This window comes from Halalkalicoccus sp. CGA53 (genome assembly GCF_036429475.1).
GTDB lineage: Archaea > Halobacteriota > Halobacteria > Halobacteriales > Halalkalicoccaceae > Natronorarus > Natronorarus salvus.
In genome coordinates this window covers 3325024-3339967 of record NZ_CP144125.1, presented here as the reverse complement: position 1 = coordinate 3339967, position 14944 = coordinate 3325024, and the positions used below count along the sequence as shown (strand labels likewise).

General features: G+C 61.1%; 11 protein-coding genes and 3 pseudogenes. 3 read left to right on the top strand and 11 right to left on the bottom strand.

Translation table 11 applies throughout. The features are described from left to right. Window positions 1-3 precede the first annotated feature (3 nt). The 3 genes from V2L32_RS18980 to V2L32_RS18970 are packed head-to-tail and all read right to left on the bottom strand — an operon-like array spanning window position 4 to window position 2365. Entirely contained in the window at window positions 4-648 is a 645-nt protein-coding gene (locus tag V2L32_RS18980) for a phage baseplate assembly protein V (RefSeq protein ID WP_331234150.1), read from the bottom strand. Next, on the bottom strand, window positions 645-1694 hold the full coding sequence (locus tag V2L32_RS18975) for a phage late control D family protein (RefSeq protein WP_331234149.1): 1050 nt from the start codon (window positions 1692-1694) through the stop codon (window positions 645-647). The genes V2L32_RS18980 and V2L32_RS18975 overlap by 4 nt, the downstream gene beginning before the upstream one ends. Then, entirely contained in the window at window positions 1691-2365 is a 675-nt protein-coding gene (locus V2L32_RS18970; protein ID WP_331234148.1) for a CIS tube protein, read from the bottom strand. Before V2L32_RS18970 ends, V2L32_RS18975 begins: the two co-directional genes overlap by 4 nt. 1970 nt (window positions 2366-4335) lie before the next feature. On the opposite strand from V2L32_RS18970, the pseudogene V2L32_RS21190 reads away from it, so the two are divergent. Further along, window positions 4336-4683 (top strand): annotated as a pseudogene (locus V2L32_RS21190) (eCIS core domain-containing protein); the annotation flags it as partial. A gap of 72 nt (window positions 4684-4755) precedes the next feature. After that, window positions 4756-6558, top strand: a complete 1803-nt coding sequence (locus V2L32_RS18965; protein ID WP_331234147.1) for a hypothetical protein — start codon at window positions 4756-4758, stop codon at window positions 6556-6558. 254 nt (window positions 6559-6812) lie between these two features. Here the strand turns inward: V2L32_RS18965 and V2L32_RS18960 are convergent, their stop codons facing one another. The 8 genes and pseudogenes from V2L32_RS18960 to V2L32_RS18925 form a co-directional block, all read right to left on the bottom strand. Next, window positions 6813-9161, bottom strand: a complete 2349-nt coding sequence (locus V2L32_RS18960) for an AAA family ATPase (RefSeq protein WP_331234146.1) — start codon at window positions 9159-9161, stop codon at window positions 6813-6815. Window positions 9162-9163: 2 nt separating this feature from the next. Then, window positions 9164-9604, bottom strand: coding sequence for a phage tail protein (locus tag V2L32_RS18955; RefSeq protein ID WP_331234144.1), 441 nt, complete (start codon window positions 9602-9604; stop codon window positions 9164-9166). Between the two features lie 31 nt (window positions 9605-9635). After that, window positions 9636-9788: pseudogene (locus tag V2L32_RS18950) on the bottom strand (DUF6760 family protein); the annotation flags it as partial. 33 nt (window positions 9789-9821) lie between these two features. Then, window positions 9822-10196, bottom strand: a pseudogene (locus V2L32_RS18945) (hypothetical protein); the annotation flags it as partial. Beyond that, window positions 10193-10633, bottom strand: coding sequence for a phage tail protein (locus V2L32_RS18940; RefSeq protein ID WP_331234139.1), 441 nt, complete (start codon window positions 10631-10633; stop codon window positions 10193-10195). The pseudogene V2L32_RS18945 and the gene V2L32_RS18940, both read right to left, overlap by 4 nt. Before the next feature lie 13 nt (window positions 10634-10646). Continuing rightward, complete coding sequence (locus V2L32_RS18935) at window positions 10647-12215, bottom strand: phage tail sheath family protein (protein WP_331234138.1); 1569 nt, start codon at window positions 12213-12215, stop codon at window positions 10647-10649. A 114-nt stretch (window positions 12216-12329) separates the two neighbouring features. Further along, window positions 12330-13004: a hypothetical protein gene (locus V2L32_RS18930; protein ID WP_331234136.1), complete on the bottom strand. Its 675-nt coding sequence runs from the start codon at window positions 13002-13004 to the stop codon at window positions 12330-12332. Beyond that, a complete protein-coding gene (locus tag V2L32_RS18925; RefSeq protein WP_331234134.1) occupies window positions 13001-13615 on the bottom strand; it encodes a DUF4255 domain-containing protein in 615 nt (204 codons plus the stop codon). Before V2L32_RS18925 ends, V2L32_RS18930 begins: the two co-directional genes overlap by 4 nt. 601 nt (window positions 13616-14216) lie before the next feature. Here V2L32_RS18925 and V2L32_RS18920 point away from each other — a divergent pair. After that, complete coding sequence (locus V2L32_RS18920) at window positions 14217-14669, top strand: hypothetical protein (protein ID WP_331234132.1); 453 nt, start codon at window positions 14217-14219, stop codon at window positions 14667-14669. Window positions 14670-14944 lie beyond the last annotated feature (275 nt).

Genomic DNA, 14944 nt, shown 5'->3' with positions numbered 1-14944 from the left:
ACGTTAGTTGAGTTTGATGAGCGAGCCGTTCAGCGTCAGCACCCCGCCGGCGTCGATGTCGAGGTTACCGGCGCTGCTGAGTTCCATCATCGACGCGTCGATCGTGATCGTCCCCCCGCTCGAGATCGATAAACTGCCGGTCGTCCCGTCGAATTCGATCTCGCTTCCGCCCGTGTCCTTAATAGTGATCGTCTCGCCACCGCTCTGGTCGTCCAGGACGACACGGTGGCCGGCCGCGGTCTCGACGACGATCTTCCCTCCGTCGTCCGCGTCGTCGAACGTCAGCTGGTGGCCGTTTCGGGACGTGATCCGGCGGATGTCGTTGTTCCCGTCCCGGTTGGCGGCGGGGGGTGTGTCCTGACCGTTCCACAGCGCGCCGATGACGTAGGGGTAATCGACGTCACCCCGCTCGAACGCCACCAGCACCTCGTCGCCCGTCTCGGGCAGGAAGTACGTCCCTCGCTCGTGGCCCGCCATCGGCACGGCGATTCGGGCCCAGGTACTCTCCGCGGCCGACTCCCGCCAGGGGTACTCGAGTCGGACCCGACCGAGCCCCTGTGGATCCGCGTTGTCCCTGACGATGGCCACGTAGACGCCGTCGAACGAGCGGGCGTGGTCGTCTCGTGTGGGTGTCCCCGGTGCGCTCACGAGAGCACCCCACCCATCGCCTCTCGAACGTCGAAGTCGGTGGAGTATCCCCCACTCCCGATGGTGTGGGTGACCCCCTCGACGTAGTACGTTCCGGAGAATCGTTCTCCGAGCCCGGACAGGACGATCGGCTCGCCGATCTCGAACTCGGGAAGCCCGATCGTCGTGCCGTTCCCGCGGAGCCGATCCCGTCTCTCTCGACGCAACACTGCCTGGGCGATCCGTCTCGCTTCGTCCTCCGAGCGGACTGGTCGGCGGATGACCCGTTTCCCCGTTCCGTCCTCGCTTTCCGCTACTCCGACGATCTCCGACTTCCGCGTCGGATCCCAGTGTCGGACCTCGATGCGTCCGTGGGTTTCCGCCTCTGTCAGTGTCGGTGCGAACGACTGGAGGGATTCGCCGTACGTGAGTGTCAGTTGGGGCTCTCCGCCGTCCCGCGGCGCACGGAAGACCAGCTCGTCGAGCCGGGCGAAGACGTCGAACGGACCGGTTCCCGACTCGTTACGGGTAGCGAGTTTCTCCTCGAGGAAGGCCGCGTCCGAGTCGTACTCGTTCTCGACTTTGGTCTCGCCCCCCGGCGTGGGATCGACGACGGCCTCGAAGCCGTAGGCGTCCGCGAGTGCCTCGACGATCTCCGCGTCGGTCTTTTCCTCCCACTGCTCTTCGACGACGTCCTTCGTGAGTTCGTGGTAGCGGCCGTAGCCGCGCACGGTGATGGTCGGCGCCCCACCGGCCGGGAAGTCGGTCCCGTGTTCGGTGATCGTGCCGGTGAGGACACGTTGCAGGGTCGCTCCGTAGCCGAGGTGGATCTCGACGGACTCGCCGATCGGGAAGTCCTCCCACTCGACGTCGACGAACTCGCCCGTCTCGTGATCGAATCGAGTCGAGATCGCGAGCGAGAAGTGATCCGCCCCACTGATAGTCCGGTCGACCGAGACCTCGGTGAAGAGCCCCGAGGTCTCCTCGAACGTCTCCGAGCCGACCTCGACGCTGAATCGTGGCACGTCGAGTTCGTGCCCGATCGAGGCGAGCGTCTCGAGGGTCATGTCCGCTCCAGGACCGGTATGACGAGATCCTCACCCGGGAGGAGTCGTCTGGGGTTGTCGATCTCGTTCGCGTCGGCGATCCGGCGCCACTCCTCCGGACGGCCGTACTCGTCTCCCGCGATACCCGGAAGGGTGTCGCCCTCGATCACCCGGCGAACGCTCGTCCTGTCCGCCGAGTGCCGAGGCTCGGCTTGCAGCTGTTTTTTCGGGAGCGTGTACTCGCGAAACGTCAGGTCGATCCATGCACGAACGGGCGTCCCGTCCCGTCGGAACATCGTGAAGGTGGTGTTCCCGCTCTCGACCACCGCAGTGAACGAGATCGTTCCCCACGCGAACTTGACGATCGGTGGCGCGTGGCGCTCGCCATCGACCAGCAGGAGCCGGTTGATCTCGTCGGTCAGTTCCCTGACGTCGCTCGGTTGGTCCTCTCCTCGATCCTCGTAGACGTCGAAAAAGAGCTCCACCGAGAGCGTCTCGGCGGTGCCGCTCACGAACTGCTGGATCGGCGAGTCCAACCCCGGAATGTCCTGTTCCGAATAGGTGACGCTCTTGTCGACGCTGACCTCGCCCGGATTGAACTGCACCTCGATCTCCTCGCCCGGTTCGAGGTCCGCGTCGAGCACCTTGATGCGGGCGTCGTCGTACGAGTCGTTCGTGGCGGCCGGACTCATCGTCCGCGTCGCTCCCGTTCGATCCTCGCCTTCCGTTCGAACGCTCGTGCCAGACGATCCGCGAGTCGGTCGACGTCGACGAGCTCGTCGAGGTGACGCGGTTCGCTCGGATCGGTTCGACGCTCCCTTCGAGACCGGTCGCCGTTCGAGGAGTCACCCCGTCGGGGAGAGTTACTGGTAGTCCCTCGTCGACTGAACCGCCCGTCCGCACGTCGGCGTGACGGTTGCGAGCCTGTAAAACTCCGGAACTGGCCGTGCTGACCGCCCTCGCTGCCGGAGTTCCATGATCGACCGGTCGAAGCGCCGATCACGCCTCGAAGCGGCTCCATGGAAGGAGGGTCCGTTACGAGAGCGGTATCCAGTTCGGTATCGGTGATACTCTGGACATCCACGGTCCGAGGGGACGTCGCCCCCCGTTCCCCCGCGTCACTCGGAGGAGGGACCCGCAACACACCAGTGTCGCGTCCACGCCATCGCTGGGTAGGGTTTCCGACCACTGGATTCGTCTCCTGCCGATTCTCCACGCCACGGGTTCGGGTCGGTGGATCGACATGGGTATCGTCTACATCCCACCGCATTGACTCACCCGTATCACTACGTCCGGATCCCTCCCGACCTCCCTCGCGGGTCGGTTCGACGAATCGGTCCACATTCCAGGTGCCGACGGTTGATCGCTCCGAGTGGTCCGTACCCGTCGATGCGGTCTCTCCTCGAGCTTTCTCACGAACGTTTCGGGTGGACCGATCGGTCTCAGCACCCTCATGTCGTCGGACTCCCATCGAGGACCGACGACCCTCGTCTCGGTCGTTCACCCGTCGAGTGCGTACTCGAGTCGGTCCCGGGCCGTCGTCGACCGACGATCGTGGGATCCGGGGGCTTTCGAGCCCGGACGGGCCGGGAGTCGTGACCTCGGGAGAGGACGTTTCCTCCTGACCATCCGAATGGCTCTGGTCGAGCCCTCGCGAACCCATCGAGAGCAGATCGCGAACGCGTACTTCCTCATCGCTCGAATCATCGTCTCCCTCGGATCGCTCACTGGCTTCCCGTTCGGGTGTATCTGGTTCTTCGACTCGTGAAGGCGACCACCTGGTTTCTCTGAGCGTCGGCAGTACCTGTGGTGTCAGGCGGAGAAACGAGAGGGCGGGAAGCGGCCACTCCGACCGCCACGGTTCGAGACCGAGCACGCCAGAGAAGGGACGGAGGATTCCACCAGCCGTTTGCGGCCGGCCGTTAGCATCTCGGAAGCTACCGCGGTGAAACACCCGGACGTCGCGGACGAATCGTGAGAGTTCGATCTGTTCGGATCCCGTGGTCACTTGATCCACTCCGTGGTTAGTAATGATATACCACACTCCACCATGGTAACTATCCACACAGATATTATTTAGGTGTTTCTCCCTTGAAACGACACTTGAGACGCCTGTTCACCTACGACGGGGAAAAATTCGATTCGGTGTCGCACGTTCCCCCGTCGCCCTTACCGAATCTGCGTTCTACTTGAGTAGGACTGAAGCTATCAGTTTAGGAATTTGTCGAACAGTGATTCATCGTTGCGAAGCTCATACGGAGGAGTTCCATCTATACATTATTCCTTTATATATGCATATGTTAAAAGATACTTGCGCCCGTTATTGATCGAATGAACTCCCGAGAGCGATAAGATCATTATAGATCTGTTCGTACATCCCAAGTGGAGACAAGCGTTGTCAACCGCTCGTGACTCTGACCGGCGGACTGACACTCGATCGCCGGACACCCGGCTACGTGACCGAGTCGATCAGTCGGAAAGGCAGGACGGCTCGATCGATGAGCAAACCTCAACTCCGATTAGCCGATTTCAACAATCTCTAGGGAACCAGACTCTCAAACGTCTGTACGATCAGGGGAAACTGCAGACGAAACTCGGCGCAAGTCGTCCTACGGATCCTGCCGAGCGTGAGGCGGAGCTGATTGCCGACGAGGTATTGGATATGAGCGACCCCTTCACGTCGGAGAGGAACCCGCCGAATGTACAGCGTACGGATTCGGGCCCATCCCGGCGTGTATCAGTATCTTCCGTTCAACAGGACCGACCCCACTCATCTGCCACCGGTGGCAGGCGTATTCCCCGTTCGATGAGAGCGTTTTTCGAACCGAGGTTTGGACGTGATTTCTCGAACGTACGAATCCACGAGGGTGGGACGGCGGCAGGACTGTGTGATACGCTAAATGCGCGAGCGTTCACTTTCGGGAGTGACATTTACATTGGTTCTGGGGCTGATAGTTTAGGATCGAGAGATACGATGAGGTTGATGGCTCACGAACTGGCACACGTCGTTCAACAAGGTCAGGTGGAGCCGTGGTCTCCACGTCACCTCGAGACTCGATCCACTTCCCCACCAGATCGGACAGTGACCGATCACAAATCTTCCTCTCACTCCTCCCAGGGCCTCGATCTGCGGCCGGTCGAATCCCCGTCGATCCAGCGTCAAGCGGAGGGCATCAGTCACCTGCCGGAGCGGCCACCCGTCGGAAACGCCAGATTTCTCTTGCTCAGAGTTTCGCAAAAGGGGCGCGTAGAACTCCTGATTCGAGAGCCGGGTCTCCCGGTCGGTACGATCGGACTTGGAATACGTTTCAGCGGGGATGGCCCCGAACTGGTCGGGAGTGGAGATCCTCTCTCGTTCAGCGACACCTACACCATCGACGAGGTGAGGGGAAAGGCGAAGGACGCAATGGGTGGACGGGGTGATGAACTCAGAAGTCAGTTTCCGTTCGTCCCGTCGGTGGAGGGGTCCGAACGAGCTCTCCAAACGGTTGTCGATAGATTCGTGATCGCACTGGAGTCCTGGCGGGGTATTAAACGGGACTTTTTCATACCGGAATTGCGCCTGCGAGAACCCTTGCTCGGAGGCGAACCGCGTCGTCCGAGTCTTGGCGTAGATACCGACTTACAGTTGCTGCCTAAAGCATCACGCAAAAGCGAGGCCAGTGAAGAGCAGGACGATACGTCACGGGAGTTCGAGTTCAACGGCCCGACAATCGATGTTGAACTCGGATTACCACCGCGGAAGTTCGATCTGGGAGTGCCGGATCTCGAGTTCCCAACCGTGGGTGATCGACAGGGAGACAGCGATTTCGACAGTGATCTCGATCCGACACGGGTCCTCTCTCGTCTCGACAAGGATCTCGAGTTCGAGTCAGTATCCGGTACGGCGCTGGTCGGCGCTCAATCCCCGGAGGCCGAGTTCCTCGTTGCTGGGCCACTCACGGCGGTCGACGTCGAAGAGGTCAAAGACCGATTTGGTATCCCGAACCGCCAGCCGGGCTGTGAGGAACGGTACGTCATCTACTCTAACGACGGCAATCTCCCCAACTTCGGATCCGGATCCGATCACTGGCTCACGGCGTTCCTGCAGTTCGGGTGCCGGTGGAATCCCGAAGGACGGGGGTATACGGACGCAGCCTACGTAATGGAGATGTTCACACCCCCGGGGATGCTTCCCGAAGGTGCCCCACGGGATGCGACACAGCAATACGCGGTGCCGTATGACCTGTGGATGGGACTCATCTACGCCACGTTCGAGTATCGCATCGCCAGTGTCAACGATTACGATCTCAACGTCACGTGGCACGTCGGTGCCAACAGCTTGGACGCAGGGAAGGTGATCCAGGATCTCGTTCACGAATACGTGAGCGATAGTCCGTTCTTCCCCTGGCCCTCCGGAATCGAACCGTACGGAGGTGTCGGTGCTGGGTTCCAACGACGCCAGTCAGTGTTCGATTCGGCGATACTTCGGGGAGAGATTGTCTTCGGCGGAGACGCCCTTCTGAGTACACACCGAAGTCATGGTGAGCTCTCGGCGACCTTGGAACTGCACACGGGCGAATGGTCCTGGCTGGGAACGAACTGGCGATTGAAAGGAGGTGTCGGTGGCTCGGGGAGGCTATTTGCTCGCTACGGAGACCAGCGTGAAGGGACGGTCGCCGGTGCTGAATACGATATCGAAACCCGGATCGGACTCGATATCGGAAATTTCGGCGTCGAGGTGTTCGGAAACGCACTGATGAGCACCGATCCAGCCGCGCAGGGCTTAGAGGACTTCGCCTCTACATCGGATTACACCTCACCTCTCTTTTTGCCCGGCTTCCTCGCCCCGGACGGGCACTTTGGTACCGGTGGATTTCAACTCACGTACCGGAGACGCTTCTGAACAGGAACGCCGAGCATCCGAACTCCTCGGATTCGGACTGACTCGATGGCCGTGAAGCTTGACCGCTTCCAGTACCTTCGGTGCTGGTGGAATAGTAGTCCATCTACCAGTTTGAGAGTCGAGGGGTGCTCTTCGTTCATGTCGGTGACACACCTTATACGCTCAGCAAATACTATTGAGCGGGTGTGGAATGGGTTTTTCCGACGATCGCCCCTTACCCTGTCAATCGGGTGCGCTACGTCCAAACGTGCCCGTTACTCGATGGCTTCCCTGTACCCACCGAACGTCTCTAGGTCGTAAAGCGTCCCCATCTTTTTCAATTCACGCTGTAACCCACGTACCACGTAAGTCATCCGGACCGGCTCGCCCGCCTCGGCCGCTAGAAACGCTGCGGTCAGGGCACTGCTCTTGATGTCGCCACCCGAGAGTTTGAACCCCGCTAAGAACTCCAGATCTAGTTCCTCGGTCGGAGTCTCCTCGGGGAAAATCAACTCCCAGATCTCTCGTCGCGCCTCCTCGTCGGGCTTCGGAAATTCCACAGCAGCGGTAATACGCCGCCGGAACGCCTCGTCGATGTTCTCCTTTAAGTTGCTCGCGAGGATGACACAGCCGTCGTGTTCCTCCATGCGCTGGAGGAGGTAGTCGACCTCGACGTTCGCATAGCGATCGTGTGAATCGCTGATCTCCGTTCGCTTGCCGAACAGGGCGTCCGCCTCGTCGAAAAACAGGATCGCGTTGCTGTTCTCGGCAGCGTCGAACACACGACGGAGGTTCTTCTCGGTCTCGCCGATGTACTTGCTCATCACGCTCGAGAGGTCGAGCTTGTAGAGCGGGAGCCCGACGTCGTTCGCGATGATCTCGGCGGCCATCGTCTTCCCGGTGCCGGACTTCCCGGTAAAGAGCACGTTGATGCCGTTGCCGAGACTGAACCTGTCCGCGAACCCCCACTCCTCGAAGACGGTCCCACGATGCCGAATCGCGCCAGCGATCTCGTGGAGATGGCCGAGCGTATCCTCCGGGAGGACGATGTGGTCCCAGTCGTAGGTCGGTTCGATCTCCCTCGCCAGCTCGTCGAGTCCCTGTCGGGAGTGCAACCGGCACGCCTCCAGAACGGCCGTCTCGGTGAGTGCTCCGCCTGCCAGCGACCGCGCAGTCGTCACGGCATCCTCGATACCACCTCGAGTTAGTCGAAACGCACCCGCGAGCATCGCAGGATCCGCTCCGGCGGGGAGATCCTCGATGGCGCGCCAGATCGCCGTTCGCTGCTCGTAGTTCGGTCGGGGAAAGGCCACGTAGGTAAACTGGTGGTGGTCGAGACGAGGCTGGAGGTCGGCGGCTATCGTTGCGTCGCCCGTCAGGAAGACGTCACTCGGAAATTCATCGAGCCCGACGACGAGCCGGTCGATCCTGTCGTCGGAGGCTTGCGCGAGATCTCCCGCGTCAGACCGCTCACCGAACGGAGATCGCCTCTCCGGTTCGAGCGTCCCCACCGACGTCACGTGGATCGCACTCGACTGGAGACGAGCCTCACGACGAACGATCTCGAGTACCTCATCGAGACCGGAAGACGGCAGTGCTCTCCCATCGACCCGAAGGATCGGGACGTGCGCGTCGGCGCACACTTCGGTAATCGTCATCTCGGCGGTTCGCTCGTCCGGGCCGACGAACGCCGCGAACGACGGCCGTTCGCTCGGGCGTGGGATGGCCTCGGTAGACTCGTTCGAGACTCCCCGTCTAGCGTCCTCAGCGAATTGCGGTGACGCGTCGGTCGCCGGTTCCAAAGGGATCCAATCGGGTGTGCGTCCGTCTCCGGGATCGCGCACTCGCTGGCCGATCTCGTCGACGATCTCCAGGCGCTCGTCGTCGATGAAAGGCGTGGAATCCGCGGATTCCGACTGAACGACGGTCGCGACGTCGTCGATCGGTCCCGCGACCGCGTCGCTGCCGAGGAGATACTCGACGACGCGCTCTTCGACCCGGACCGTACGAGAGGGGAGCGTCGTACCGTCCTCTACGAGAATCAGCCGTTCACGAACCAGTGTCGACCGCTGGGAGTACAGCTCCATCGCCGACAGGCGCTCCGCGTCGGAGTTCATCAGAATTCGAAGGAGCAGGTCGGTCGTCGGGCGTGTCTTGGTGATGTCGTCGCGGAGATACCCGTAAACCCGCTCGTACTTCGGGTCGACGTCGGGCGCGAGGGCGAGCAGTAGTGCGTCGACCTCGAGTTCGGAGAGGTCGAACTCGGCGGCCAGTGAAATCAACCGCAGGTCCACGCCGGCTTCGATACTTCGTGACGCGCGGCGTCGGATAGTCCGTGTCACCGGTTCGAGCCGGGTGGTCTCCTCGTCGGTATGGTGCTGTGTGGACTCGTTTCGGGCGTCGTTACTCCTGGTTACGCGGGCTTCCGCCTCCCACCCCCTCAGCAGCAACCGGTCGACTTCCTGGTCGGAGACGAAGAGCCCGGAGAAGTCGTCGGCTCCACCGTCCTGATCGGCCCAGCACGCCTCGAGGTGCCGTCGCAACAGGAGGTCGACGCGGACGAGTTCGTCGAGGAGGTGCTCGCGGGTGTCGGCGTACACGCCGGCGGTTGTCGGCTCACTCATGATCAGACGGTGAACTGCTCGAGACCGTGGTGGGCGATCTCGAGCGCCTCGATCGCGACGGCACCCTGATCGGCACGCAGTTCCGGACCCTCCCATCGCACGGGATAGCCCTCGACGAACTCCCACCCGCGAACGGCCTCGCCGATCGAGTTGAGGACGATGACCTGCCCGGTCTTTCGTTCTGGAGGGCCGTACCGCGCTTCGTTCATCCACTCCCAGAGCTCCGTAGAGGCGGTGATGCCGCGTTGTAGCGTCACGTTCGGGTAGCTCAATCGCGTCGGGAGTACGTGTGTGTACCCGTTGACCCCGCCTTCCTCGTACGGTTCGGTCTCGAGTTCGACATCCAGCCCCCCTATCTCGGAGAAACCGCCCACGATCAGTCCGTCGAGTTCGACGTGAAACCGGAAGTCGAGGTACGGATCCGTCCGTTCGCCCGTCGTCATCCGGGCGAGTGCCCTCTCATCGCTCTACCGCCTCGTTCATCCGGTCGTTGATACGGCTGATCTCCTCGCACCACCGCCGGCGTTCCCAGTGAGGCATTTCGAGGATCGTGTCGTGGTCCCAGTTGAAGTGGTAGGCGATGTACGCGACCTCTTCGAACAGCTGATCCGGTGGGTAGCCCGTCATCACTCCACCTCACTTCGCCGGTGGTCCAGCGACCACCTCTCCGCCGGGGTGGAGTTCGAGCGAGAACTCCTCTCCACACTCCGGACAGGTCGTATCGACGACGTCGGCTCCACCCACGTTGACCCGTTCGTAGAGGTCCTGTAGGTACTCCAGGTCCGAGACGTAGAGGTTCTCGATCACGTGAGGGCTCACGTTCTCGAGCGTCCCGAGTCGCGTGACCACGCGGGCGAGGAGGATGACTGTCAGGTAGGCGCTGTTCGCCTGTACGCGCGGGTCCTTCAGGGGTTTGATCTCGTCCGCCGCGGTCGCCAGGCGCATCACCCCCTCGCGGTGGAGGGTACCGTCGTCGTCGACGTAGCCCTGTGGGAGCGTGAACTCGAACTCCGTCTGAAGCACCTCCCCGCTCATGCCGCCCGTTCCATCCCTTCGTGTTCGATCTCCAGACTCTCGATGGCGACGTCCGACCCGCTCGCGTCCAACTCAGGGGCATCGTAGCTCGTCGGCCACGCCTTCCGAAACTCCCAGCGGGCTCCCGGCTCACCCTCCTCGTCGAGGACGACGACTGCGATATCCCGTCTGGCGTCGTCGAGCTGGCCCTGTTCGACCAGTCGGCGCCACTCGAAGAGTTCGATCGAGTCGGCGGTCACGCCCCACTCCAAACTGAGCGTCCCGAAGTCGTTCAACCCCCAGAGCTTCCGCGTCGTGGGCGGATCGGTTCCTTCTCTGTACTCGATTGCCTCCGTCGAGTTCTCCGGGATGGTACAGCTGCTGAATCCCGCCTGCACGATGCCGTCGATCTCGAGGAGGAATCGGGTGTTGCGGTATGGTCCGTGTCTGTCTGGCATGATTGGTCTCCTCTTAGCTTGCGTCGCTCGTCCACTGCGAGATTCGGAAGATCACGAACTCGGCCGGCTTGGTGGGGGCGACGCCGATCTCGCAGATCAGCCGGCCGTTGTCGATATCGCTCTGTGTCATCGTACTGCGGTCGCACTTCACGAAGAACGCCTCCTCCGGGGTGGTTCCCATCAACGCCCCGTCCTCCCACACGTCGGTGAGGAAGTTCTTGATGGTCTGGCGAACCCGGGCCCACAGCTCCTCGTTGTTGGGTTCGAACACCACCCACTGCGTTCCCTGTTCGATCGATCCCCGGAGGAACAGGAAGAGACGACGGACGTTGATGTACTTCCACTGCGGGTTGCTCGACGCGGTGCGTGCGCCCCACACCCTGATCCCTCGACCGCGGAAGCTACGAATACAGTTGACCCCCCGTGGGTTCAGGATCTCCTGATCACCCTGTGTCACCGGACGCTGGATGTCGGAGATGCCACGGATCACTTCGTTCGCCGGGGCTTTGTGGACGCCGTGTTGGGCGTCGCTTCTCGCGTATATTCCGGCGACGTGGCCACCCGGCGGGATCTCTTCGACCATCCCGGTATCCGGATTTCTTGCCTTCAGCCAGGGGTAGTAGAACGCCGCCATGTCGGTGTCGTCCGGAGGCATGAGGCTCCCGATATCGACGCCCGATTGCTCGGCCTGTAAGATGGCGAACCGATCGTCCATGGTCTCACAGTGCGTGATCAGCTCGTCCGTCAGCGCCTCGTTCTCCGCCTCGTCCGGGATACAGACGATCGAGATGTCCGGGACCTGTTTGAACCCCGCGAACCCCGTTCGGTCCTCCGGGTCGTCGTCTTCGGATCCTGTGTAATCCTCGACATCGGGGGATTCGTCGTCATCGAAGCTCCCCTCGAGCCAGACCGGGTCCGTGGGGGTACCGTCGTCGTCTACCGAGTTCGCGGGACGCTCGCCCTCCTCCTCGACCGTGACCTCGATCAGCGCAGACGTGCCGTTTACCTGTTTTTCGACGTAGTTGCTGGAGCGTCTCTCCATGGAGAGGTCGTCGTACACTTCCTCGACGTCCGGGTCGGGGACGTCGTCGTCATCCGGGTCGGCGTCGCCGGCGTTCGCGTCCTCGAGGGCGTCCTCGTCGGCCCAGTACCGGACGGTGAGTCTGAACAACTCCTCGTCCATGTCGTGCATCGACGCGTTCGAGACGATCAGGGCGACGTGCTCGCCCCACTGTCCAGGCCCGAGCGCCTCGACGGACACGACGCCGGTACCGCTCTCGCCCGGACTGTCATCCGGTAACTCGCCGTCGGCTGTTTCGTCCGCGGCCGTCACCCGACCCAGGAAGCAGCGACTGCCGCTGTTGGTGAAGAAGCCGTTCACGGCCGTCGGGAGATAGGAATCCTCGAGATACCCGCCGTACAACCGTCTGAAATCCGAAAAGCTGGTCAGAAGTCGAGGATTCGTCGGCCCGCGTTCGGTCGGACCGAGGAATCCGGCCGTACTCGTACTCACTCCCGCGAGCGGTGCCGCGCCCCGTTCGACCTCCTCGACGTACACGCCGGGGGCGAGGTACTCAGCCATGCGACACCGCGGTCTGGGTGGGGTGTGGTCGCTTCATGAGACTCAGTACTATGACAATCTATGCCAGTATTAAACTTATCGGCGACCCGGCCCCTCTCGAAACCGTCGCTTGCCTCAGAACGCGAGATCCAGACGGGTGGTGCCGCCTACGGGTACGGCGATCGATTCTTCGATCACCTGCCCGGTGTCCGGATGAACGGCCCGCACTGTCGGTTTCTCCTCGGCGACGTGGACCACCCGACCATCGGATTCTCCGTTTTCGTCGTCGTACGACTCGATCACGTCGTCGGCCGTGATCCCGGTGATGAACAGGACGTACTCACCCCGTTCGTCGCTTCGGCCACGTGCCCGAAACGCCGGCGCATCCGGCCCCTCATCGTCCGTTCCCTCGATCTTCAGGGTCACGTCGGAAAGGGGACTGGCGTCGGTCCCTTCCGTTATCGAACCGCGCACGAGCGTCGCGTTGGCCGGGAATCGGTACGCCGGCGACGGAACCAGCTCGATCGTTTCGATCACGGGCGGCGAATCGAGGTCCGGCGACTCGATCGTGAACTGCTCCGGGAGGTAGTCAGGGGTGCCGTCGACAGAGACGGTAATCGGGGCGGCGTCCTCGGGCAGGTCTGTCAGGACGTAATAGCCGCTCGGCGTGCGGGTGAACGTCTCGGGGCGGTCGCCGAGCCGGACGCGCGGACCACGTGGCTGTCGACCCGTGAACGCGTCCTCCAACCCGATGGCGACCGACAGCGTCGTACGCGTCGTCCCGAGTTCGACCCGTTCGGGCTGGCTCATCGGGTCGTCCTCGACGACGGTTCGGCTCGTTTGTCGACGTACTCCATTCTGGACTCGACGACACGTGGTGCGGCCGCTTCGCCCGCAGTCTCGATGACCACCGGTGTCACCACGTACGAGACGGACGGGAGATACGGCGTGTCCTGAAAGCTACTCCAGACGTCCAGGACGTGATCGGTCGCCTCCGTATCGATCGTGATGTGGAGGGGGTCGCCCCCCGCGAGTGAGCCTTTGAGGTTGGGTCCACCGACGATCGACCGCTCCCGGAAGGTCTGGATCGCCTTGCTCAAAATGCGATGCTGTTCGAGGGTATCGGACGTATCGATCGCCTCTCCGTCCGGTGGATGTGCCGTTAGAAGGTAGTACAACTGGAGAATGAGGGGAGAGCCTCCCGGCCGATCAGCGTCGGCAACGGCCGGTGGATCGTTCGCCAGATGCGCGTTCTCCTCGAGGTGATAGAGGTGTAGTGATAACCCGACCTCGTCCGGGTCGAATCGATCGGGGGACACCAGAGCGATCTGGTGCTCGTCGACGGACCAGCTTTCCATCCCATCGTGGAGGAGGGATCTGAGGGTACGTCCCACGTCCCCGATCGGATTGAATTCGTCCACGGTATCGTCTCCCTGTCCGAGCCGTTCGGCCCCAGCAGAATCGACGTAGATCTGCCTGCAAGAGAATCCCTGGCTCGGGTCAAATAGCTTTCTATTAATTCAATCCACTCCGGATAATGGGGTTCTTCTGGGGAAGTGATACGGCCTCGACGGCACCGTGTTTCTCATACTGGTACGAGATGGATGGCTGCTATAGCATCCGTTCACGTCACTTCTTATGACAGATATAATATTTCTAGATACGATCGTACTCTACGGTCGGTACTACCGACCTTCGACCTGAATTACAGACTATTCGAACGGTACGGCCTTGTTGAACCCCTCCATCGGTGATAGGTTTTAGCGTGTCTGTTGCCTACAGAGCGCATATTTAATCGCCAGGAATTCAATAACTCAGCGCACGAACCCTCGATGGTTTGGAGTGGTTTAAGCGGGCTGAATTGACGAAAACTCACTTCCTGACGAAGGAGTGAATTTTAGACACTCCGGTGATCCGTGGTATTCATGAAATCTGAACATACAGTCATTCGGATCATGAATAATCTTTTTATAAAAGATAAGTTATAATGTTAACGTTCCCATCGGGAAACGGGAATAAACTATGAAACGAAGAACCATGATGACGGCAACGGGGAGCCTCTTCGCGCTCGGGTTGGTAGCAAATCCAGTCTCGGCGCGGCGGTTGGAGCGAGGCAACTGGCTGAGCGGAGTCGCTGAGCCGGTCGAGCTCGAGCCCGAGGACATTACATTCCACGAGCTCAACGGCCTGCCGTATGCACGCATTCAGCACAACATCGCGGCCGAAAACGACGGCTACACGACGCTCGTTCAGCGTGAACCGAACCGAATCGGCGGCGAAAACCACGTGGATGAAGAACCCGACCAATTCAACGATGCGTGGTTAGGGATCACCGAGGCACACGGCGAAATCCAGCACAAGGGCACGTTCCAGTGGTACTACGAGGTTGACGAAGACGAATGGGTTTCATTGGAGTTCGAATTCGACGAGAATGGCAATCTTCTCTCAGTGAACGGAGTTGAGCCGGCAGAATAACGCTTAACCGGCCTGAACAACCAAACCTGCCGCCCGGAATTGTCTACCACTACACTTACTTTCCAAGTCGTCTGCGCGCTCATCGAAGCGCTCGCTGACGCAAACATCGAATAGGGCGAGATGTGGTGGGCAATTGCAATGGGGGCAGTGAGGTGTCATGATATCGGGAACACCTACACCGCCCGACGAGAGTGATCACCCATCCCACCACTACCCGACCTGATTATTTTATTACTCCTGATGAATCCTCGCTATTCAGCACGCCATTTCTACTA